4 protein-coding genes are annotated in these 8,376 nt (G+C 77.9%); all 4 read left to right on the top strand.

The features are described 5' to 3' along the window. Positions 1 to 54 precede the first annotated feature (54 nt). The 4 genes from G5C65_RS25880 to G5C65_RS25865 are packed head-to-tail and all read left to right on the top strand — an operon-like array spanning position 55 to position 8,274. A complete protein-coding gene (locus G5C65_RS25880) occupies positions 55 to 3,300 on the top strand; it encodes a non-ribosomal peptide synthetase (RefSeq protein ID WP_165301344.1) in 3,246 nt (1,081 codons plus the stop codon). Beyond that, the gene (locus G5C65_RS25875) at positions 3,297 to 4,475 is read left to right on the top strand and encodes an acyl-CoA dehydrogenase family protein (RefSeq protein WP_165301343.1); all 1,179 of its coding nucleotides are present in this window, start codon (positions 3,297 to 3,299) and stop codon (positions 4,473 to 4,475) included. Before G5C65_RS25880 ends, G5C65_RS25875 begins: the two co-directional genes overlap by 4 nt. A 23-nt stretch (positions 4,476 to 4,498) precedes the next feature. Beyond that, positions 4,499 to 6,367 (top strand): amino acid adenylation domain-containing protein, encoded by a 1,869-nt coding sequence (locus G5C65_RS25870; protein WP_165301342.1) that lies wholly within the window; start codon positions 4,499 to 4,501, stop codon positions 6,365 to 6,367. Next, on the top strand, positions 6,364 to 8,274 hold the full coding sequence (locus tag G5C65_RS25865; RefSeq protein ID WP_165301341.1) for a non-ribosomal peptide synthetase: 1,911 nt from the start codon (positions 6,364 to 6,366) through the stop codon (positions 8,272 to 8,274). Before G5C65_RS25870 ends, G5C65_RS25865 begins: the two co-directional genes overlap by 4 nt. The last annotated feature ends 102 nt before the right edge of the window (positions 8,275 to 8,376 follow it).

Here is an 8,376-nt window from a genome sequence, read left to right as displayed (position 1 = left end):
CCCACCCGGCGCTGTGACGGCCCGCCCGACCCGCCACTCCCAGGGGAGGAAACCATGTTCGGACTGTCTCCGTCGCAGGAGATCGTCTGGCTGCACGAGCAACTGCTGCCGGGAAGCCGCGCCTACAACTTCACCGCCACCGTCGACCTGTGGGGCGACCTCGACGAGGACGCGCTGCGCGGCGCGCTCGGGCACGCCCTCCAGCGGCACCCCGGACTGCGCCTCGAACTCGTCGCCCGCGACGGCGCGCTGCCCCGGCAGCGCGTCAACGACCGCTGCGCGCCCCGGATCCGCGCCCTCGATCTGACCGCCGAGGCCGACCCCGAGCGCGCCTTCGAGGCGGCGCTGCGCACCGAGGCCACCACCCCGCTCGACACCGCCGAGGCGCCGCTGCTGCGCTGGTGCCTGGCGCGGCTGGGCGCACGGCACCACCGGCTCATCCACGTCGAGCACCACCTCGTCCACGACGGGCGGTCGTTCGCCCTGCTGCTGCACGACGTCTTCGCGACCTACCGCGCCCGCGTGCTCGGCGAGCCGCTGGAGCTGCCCGAAGCCCCGTCCTACGAGCGCTACGCGCGGGCCGCCGCCGACCCCCGGCGGCGCGCCGCCGGGCTCGCGTACTGGGAGCGCGAGCTGCGCGACGCCGCCTTCGACGCGCCGCTGCCCGGCCTCGCCCGGCCCGGCGCCGTCCGGCGGCACGCGGGCGGGCAGCTGCGCCAGGCCATCGGCGCCGACCTCGCCGAGCGGCTCCGCGACCGGAGCAGGCGGGCCGGGCACACCCCCTTCTCCACCCTGCTCACCCTCTTCACCGAGCTGCTGCGCCGGCACAGCGGGCGCGGCGACCTCGTGGTCGGTACGGCGGTCGGCAACCGGCCCGAGGGCTACGAGGACACGGTCGGGATGTTCGTCAACACCATCCCGCTGCGGCTGCGCCCGGACCCGGCCGCGCCGGCCGCCGAGGCCGTGGACGAGGCCACCGACGGGCTCATCCGCGCGCTGCCGCACCAGGACGTGCCCGTCCAGGAGCTGACCCGGGCGCTGGGCCTGCACACCGGAGGCGCGGACAACCCGCTGTTCAGCGTGATGTTCAGCGCCCACGACGCGCCGCTTCCCGAGATCGACGTGCCGGGGCTGGAGGTCGCCCTCCACGAGGGGTTCAACACCGGCACCACGCGCTTCGACCTCGACCTCGTGCTGATCCCCGACGACCGGCGCGTCGTCGGCCCGCGCGGCGGCCCCGCCGGGATGACGCTGGTGTGGGACTACGACCGCGACATGTTCGCCGAGGACTCCGTGCGGCTGCTCGCCGGCCGCTTCCTGGACCTGCTGCGCGGCTATCTGGACGCGCCGGAGCGCCCCCTCGCTGCCCTTGCCTCCGGCGCCGGGCAGCAGCCCGTACCGGAGCCGCGGGCCGCGGACGCCGACCCCGACGCCGCGCTCGACCCGCTCGCCCGGCACGACGCCGCCCGGCCCGCGCTCCTCAGCGGCAGCAGGCAGCTCAGCTACGGGGAGCTGCGGCGGCAGGTCGACGAGCTGGCCGGGCGGCTGCGCGCCGCCGGGGTGACGGCAGGGCAGCCGGTCGCCGCCGTGCTGCCGCGCGGCGAACACTCCCTCGTCACCCTGCTGGCCTGCCTGCGCACCCGGGCGGTCTACTGCCCGCTGTCGCCCCACGACCCCCGGGGCCGGCTGGAGAAGCTGCTGCGCCGCCTGAACCCGGCCCTGGTGCTGGCCACCCGGGAGAGCGCCCTCGCGCTGCCCGCCGAGGGCCTGCCCCTGGACCTGCTGGACGGCCCCGCCGGGGCCCCGCTCCCGTCCGCCGCGCCGGAGGGGGGCGCGGCGGACGGGGGCGCGGCGCACCCCGGCGCGGCCGACGCTGGCGCGGCCGACCCCGGCGCTCCGGGGGCGCTGGAGGGGGTCGCCTATGTCATCCACACCTCCGGGTCGACCGGGCTGCCCAAGCCGGTGGCCGTCAGCCGTGCCGCGCTCGCCGGCTTCGTCTCCGCCGTCGCCGAGCGGTACGCGCTGAGCTCCGCCGACCGCGTACTGCTGTTCGCCCAGCCCTCGTTCGACGTCGCGCTGGAGGAGGCGCTGCCCTCGCTGCTGGCCGGCGCCTGCCTCGTCGCCCCGCAGCGCGAGGTGCCCACCGGGGCCGAGCTGGCAGCCGTGCTCGCCGCCCGCCGGGTCACCGTCGGCAACCTGCCCACCAGCTATCTGCGGGCCGTCAGCGGCGAGTTGGCGGAGGCGCTGTCCGACGGCCGCTGGTCGCCCCGGCTGCTGGTGCTCGGCGGCGAGCGGCTGCCCGCCGCCGCGCTGCGCGGCCTGCTGGACGCCTGCGCCGCCGCCGGGACGACGGTGCTCAACGCCTACGGGCTGACCGAGGCCACCGTCACCAGCACCGTGCACCGCGTGGAGACCGCCGAACTCGCCGACGCCGCCGAGGTGCCGCTGGGCACCGAGCTGCCCGGCACCCGGATCCATGTCCTCGACACCGGGCTGCGCCCGCTGCCCGCCGGGGCCGTCGGCGAGCTCGCCGTCACCGGCGCCGCGCTGGCCGACGGCTACCTCGGCAACCCGGAGGCCACGGCGGCCCGGTTTCCCGCCGTCGACGCGCTCGGCGGCGCCCGCGCGTACCTCACCGGCGACCTCGGCTACCGCGACCTGGCCGGCCGGGTGTGCTTCCTGGGCCGCCGCGACCACCAGGTCAAGCTGCGCGGCTACCGCGTCGAGCTGGAGGAGATCGAGACCGTGGCGGCGGCGGTGAGCGGCGTCCCGTGCGCCGTCGTCCACGAGCCGGACGCCGAGGGCGGCCCCCGGCTCACCGGCTTCCTGGAGACCGGCGAGGCACCCGACCCCGCGGCCCTGCACCGGGACCTCGCCGGGCGGCTGCCGCTCGCCCTGGTGCCCGCCCGCTGGGTCCCGCTGCCCGCGCTGCCGACCCTGCCCGGCGGCAAGCCGGACCGCACGGCTCTGGCCCGTACGGCGGCCGAACTCCCCGGCGCGGGTGCGGCCGGCGCGGATGCCGCCGGGGCCGGCGGGGGAGCGGGCGCCGGCCGCGAGGACGCGTTCCGGGACGCCGGCCGGGGCGTCGCCCGGCTCGCCGAGGGCTGGCGCGCGGTCCTCGGCCACGACGCCTTCGCACCCGACTCGCACTTCTTCCAGGTGGGGGGCCACTCCCTGCTCGCAGCGCAGCTCGCGGCCTGGCTGGAGGAGCACACGGGCCACCGCCCGCCGCTGCGGCTGCTGTTCCGGCATCCGCACCTCGCCGACCAGGCCGCCGCACTTGAGGAGCCGACCGCATGACCGCGCCCGCCGCCACCGGCCGGACGCCGTCCTCCGTCCTGGAGGACGAGCACCGGGACCTCGTCGCCTCCTTCGAGTCGTTCGTCCGCCGCGAGCTGGAGCCGCTCGCCGCCGAACTCCCGGAGAGCGGCGAGCTGCCGCCGGAGGACATGCGCGGCTACGTCCGCCGCCGCTCCGCCGCACTCGGCTTCTACGCGGGCGACCACCCCGAGGAACTGGGCGGCTCCGGGATGCCGTTCACCGCCGTCGCGCTGCTGCACCACGCGGCGGGCCGCAGCGGGTGCCCGCTCGCGCCCAGCGCGCTGGCCGGCTCCGAGGGGCCCAGCCCGCTGCTGCGGCGCGGCACGCCCGAGCAGGTCGAGCGCTATCTGCTGCCCCTCGTACGGGGCGAGACCACCCGCTGTCTGGCGCTGACCGAACCGCAGGCCGGATCCGACGCGTTCCACCTCACCAGCACCGCGACTCGGGACCCGGCGACCGGGGAGTGGGTGCTGCGGGGCCGCAAGACCTTCGTCAGCAACGCCGAGGGCGCCGACCTCACCCTCGTCGTCGCCGCCGTGGACGGGGAGCCGACCGGCTTCGTGGTCGAGGCGGGCAACCCCGGGCTGCGGATCGGGCAGCGCTACGCCGGTATGTCCGGCGAGCCGCTGTACGAGGTGCTGCTGGAGGACGCGCGGGTGCCGGCGGACGCCGTCATCGGGGGCGAGGAGGGGATCGGGGCCGCGCGCGGCGACGGCATCGACAGCCTCTCCCGGGGCCGGCTGGTGGTCGCCGCGATGTGCGACGGCATCGCCGAGTACGCGCTCGCGCAGGGCGTCGGCTACGCGCGCGAGCGGCGCGCCTTCGGCGAGCGGATCGGCGCCTACCAGCACATCCAGGAGCACCTGGTGACCAGCCGCGCCGAGATCGAGGCGGCGAAGCTGCTGACGCTCGCCTGCGCGCGGCTGGTGGACGCGGGCACGGAGGCGCCCGAGAACGCGGCGCTGGCCAAGCTCACCTCGTCCGAGACCGCGGTCCGCGTCGTGGACCGCGCCCTGCGGGTGCACGGCGCCACCGGGTGGGTGCGGGGGCACCCGCTGGAGTTCCTGTACCGGTATGTCCGGATGATGACCGTCATCGAGGGCACGTCAGAGATCCAGAAGGTGATCGTCGCCCGGGCCATGGGCCTGGGGTGACCGGCGACCCGAATCGAGGAGCCATGACCGAGACCGCCGTACGCAAGACCGCCGTACCCGACGACGCCCTCAGCGTGCTGCGCGGCGCCGCCCCCGCCACGCCGCACGGCCCGCGCACCCTGCTGGACCGCTACGCCCGGCAGGTGCGCGAGCACCCCGGGGCGCCCGCCGTCGAGGACGGCGACCTCACCTGGACCTACGCCGAACTGGACGCCCTCGCCGCCCGCACGGCCGACGCGCTGCGCGGCCGGATACGCGCCGGTGAGATCGCCGCCGTGTGCCTCGACCGGTCCGCCGCGCTCGTCGCCACCGCCGTGGCCCTCGCCCGCCTCGGCGCCGTCTACCTCCCGCTGGGGCTCCGCCCGGGGGAGCGGCGGCTCGCCGCCGTCACCGAACGGCTCGGTGTGCGCTGCCTCATCGGCGACCCGGCGCTGCTGCCCGCGGGCACCGGCGAGCCGCTGCCGCTGCCGCTCCCGGACGCCGGAGCCAACGCCGCGCCCCGGGTGGCCGCCGTACTCCGCGAGACGCCTGCGGCCCCCGCGGCCCCGGCCGTCCCCGAGGGCACCCACTACGCCGTGCTCACCTCCGGCTCCACCGGGGAGCCCAAGGCCGTGGCCGTCGGCGGCGGTTCGCTCGCCGCGCTGGCCGAGTGGTACGGCTCGCTGGTCGGCCTGGGCCCCGGAGCCCGGCACAGCCTGCTGGTCGGCGTCTCCTTCGACCCGCACCTCAAGGAGCTGTGGGCCGCGCTCACCACCGGCGCCGCGCTCAGCGTGCCGCCCGAGGCGGTGCGCTGGGACCCGGACGCGCTCACCGGCTGGTGGCGCGGCGCCCGGGTGACGGCAGCCGTGCTGCCCACGCCGCTGGCGGAGCTGGTCCTCGCACGCCCCTGGCCCGACCTGCCCGACCTCCGGCACCTGTGCATCGGCGGCGACCGGCTGCGCCGCTGGCCGGGCCCGGACGTCACGGCGCGCGTGCACAACGCGTACGGGCCCGCCGAGGCCACCGTCATGACCACCCTGCACACCCTCGACCCGGCCGCCGCGGACGCCGGCGGGCCGCCCCCGATCGGCACGCCCGTCGACGGCGCGCTGGTGTGCGTCACCGACGGCGCGGGGCGGCCGGTGCCCCGGGGCGAGCCGGGGGAGCTGCGCATCGGCGGCGGCCCGCTCGCGCTGGGCTACCTCGACGCCGAGCTGACCGCCCGCCGCTTCGTGCCCCCGCCGCCCGGCGTGCCGGGGACCGGACGGGTCTACCGCACCGGGGACCGGGTGCGGATGCGCGCGGACGGCGTGCTGGAGTTCCTCGGCCGCCTGGACGGCCAGGTCAAGATCAGCGGGGTGCGGGTGGAACCGGCGGAGGTGGAGGCCGCGTTCGAGCGCGATCCTCGGGTGAGCCGGGCCGTGGTCGCCGCGCGGGACACCCCCGCCGGCACGGCGCTGGCCGCCTTCGTCGAGGCCGCACCCGGCGCCCCGTGCGAACCCGCCGAACTGCTGCGCGGCGTCCGCGGCTGGCTGCCCGAGCAGGCCGTGCCGCAGACCGTGCGGTACGTCGAGGAGTTCCCGCTCGACGCCAACGGCAAGGTGGACCGGGCCGCGCTGCCGACCGCCGCACCACCACCCCCGCAGGGCTCCGCCGACGACGGCGATACGGACACCGAGCGGCTCGTCGTCCGGGTCTGCCGCGAACTGCTGGCGCAGCCCGGCCTCTCACCCGGCGACGGCTTCCTGGAGTCCGGCGGCACCTCGCTGCTCGCCGCCCGCCTGCTGGCCGCGCTCGACGAGCAGTGCGGCGTGCGGCTGCGCGCCCCGGAGGCCCTGCGCCAGCCGGATCTGCGGGCCCTGGCGGCGCTGGTCGACGACCGCACCGCCGCGGAGCGGGGTGGCGCGGAATGAGCGCCGAGGAGTACGGGGGCGCAGAGCACCCGGGCGCGGCCGGCCCCGTCGAGGCGGCCAGCCATGGGGGCACCTCCCCGTTCGAGGGAAGCCGCACCCGCACGCTCATGGCGAGGGTCGCCGCGCACGCACGCCGGACCCCCGACGCGCTCGCCGTCCTCGACGGCGACACCGCCCTCACCTACGGGCAACTCGCGCTCTCGGCCGCGCGGCTGGCCGGCGAGCTGCGGAAGCGCGGCGTGGCGGAGGGCACCGCCGTCGGGCTGCTGCTCCCGCACGCCGCCCGCACCGTCGTGGCCCAGCTCGCCGTGTGGTGGGCGGGCGGCCACTCCGTCCCCCTCGACCCGGGCTATCCGCGGCCCCGGCTGAGCGCCATGCTCTCCGGCGCCTCGGTGGCGCTGACCGTCGGCGACAAGGGCGCGCTGGAGGCGGCGGGCATCCCGGGAGCGGAGGCGTTCGCGCTGCCCGCGGGCTGGGAGCCGGCGTCCGCGGACGCCGGGCCCGCCGTGTACGAAGGTCCCGAACACGCCGATGACACCCTCGCGTATGTGATGTACACCTCCGGCTCGACCGGGCGGCCCAAGGCGGTCGGGCTCACCCGGCGGGGCATCGCCCAACTGGTCACCGAGCCGGACTACGTGACCGTCACCCCGCGCGACCGGGTGCTGTGCCACTCGCCGCTCGCCTTCGACGCCTCGGCGTTCGAGACCTGGGTCGCGCTGGCCAACGGTGCCGCCGTCGCCGTCTCCACCGGCGGCCGGGGCTCCCTGGACGGGCTCGCGCGCGACGCGGAGCGGCTCGGCGCCACCGTCGGCTTTCTGACCACCGCCCTCTTCCACCAGCTCGCCGACCGCCGCTCGCCGCTGTTCGGGCTGCTGCGCACGGTGGTCGTCGGCGGTGAGCCGCTGTCGGCGCGGCACGCCCGCACGGTGCTGCGCGCCCACCCCTGGCTGGAGCTGGTCAACGGCTACGGGCCGACCGAGGCCACCACCTTCGCCACCGCGCACCGTGTCACGGACGCCGACTGCGACGGGCCCGTCCCCCTCGGCCGCCCGATCGCGGGCGCCGTGGCCGAGGTGCGGGGCGAGGACGGCACGCCGCTGCCGCCGGGCGGGACAGGCGAACTGTGGCTCGGCGGCCCCCGGCTGGCCGTCGGCTACCTCGGGCAGCCCGAGCTGACCGCGGAGCGCTTCCCCGGCGCGGGGGAGGGGCGCCGCTACCGCACCGGCGACCTCGTCTCGGCGGGCCCGGACGGTGTGCTGCGCTTCCACGGCAGGGCCGACGACCAGGTCAAGGTGCGCGGCTACCGGATCGAGCCCGGCGAGATCGAGCACGCGCTGCGCCGCCACCCCCGGATCGCGGACGCGGCCGTGGTCGTCCGCCGCCCCGCACCCGACGACGCGCGGCTGACCGCGTTCGTCGTCCCCGGGGACGGGGCCCCGCCGCCGCACGCCGCGGAGCTGCGCGACCGGCTGAGCGCCGAACTGCCCCCGCACCTGGTGCCGAACAGCTGGCAGCCGGTGGACGAGCTGCCGCTCACCGCCACCGGCAAGGTCGACCGCGCCCGGCTGGCCGCCCGGCCGCCGACCGCGTCCGAGGAGAGCGGCGAGGAGCAGAGCGCCCCGGAACAGGGCGCCCCGGAGGCGCTGTCGCCGCTCCAGCGGGTGGTGGCCGACGCGTGGTCCCGCGTCCTGGGCGCCGGCGTCGCCGCGCCCGACGCGGACTTCCTCGCACTCGGCGGGCACTCCCTGCTGGCCCTGGCCGTGGTGGAGGACCTGCGCGAGGACCTCGGCGTCGAGCTGTCCCTGAACGCCTTCTTCGCCGCGCCCACCGTGGCGGACCAGGCCGTGCTCGTCGAACGCGCGCTCGCCGACGAGGACGCCGGAGCGACGGGGGAGAGCCGGTGACCGCGGACGCCGCAGCCCGCGAGGAGGCCCTGCTGCGCCGCGCGCGGCAGCGCCGGGCGGCGGCCGGTGCCGGGACCGGCGCCGGTGCGGGCACCGGGAGGG

Origin of the sequence: Streptomyces boncukensis (genome assembly GCF_011045075.1) — a bacterium.
GTDB lineage: Bacteria > Actinomycetota > Actinomycetes > Streptomycetales > Streptomycetaceae > Streptomyces > Streptomyces boncukensis.
This window is presented reverse-complemented; position numbering and strand designations above follow the sequence as displayed.

Coding starts and splice junctions, on each gene's coding strand:
- G5C65_RS25880 (WP_165301344.1), top strand. CDS start 55: ATGTTCGGACTGTCTCCGTCGCAGGAGATCGTCTGGCTGCACGAGCAA.
- G5C65_RS25875 (WP_165301343.1), top strand. CDS start 3,297: ATGACCGCGCCCGCCGCCACCGGCCGGACGCCGTCCTCCGTCCTGGAG.
- G5C65_RS25870 (WP_165301342.1), top strand. CDS start 4,499: ATGACCGAGACCGCCGTACGCAAGACCGCCGTACCCGACGACGCCCTC.
- G5C65_RS25865 (WP_165301341.1), top strand. CDS start 6,364: ATGAGCGCCGAGGAGTACGGGGGCGCAGAGCACCCGGGCGCGGCCGGC.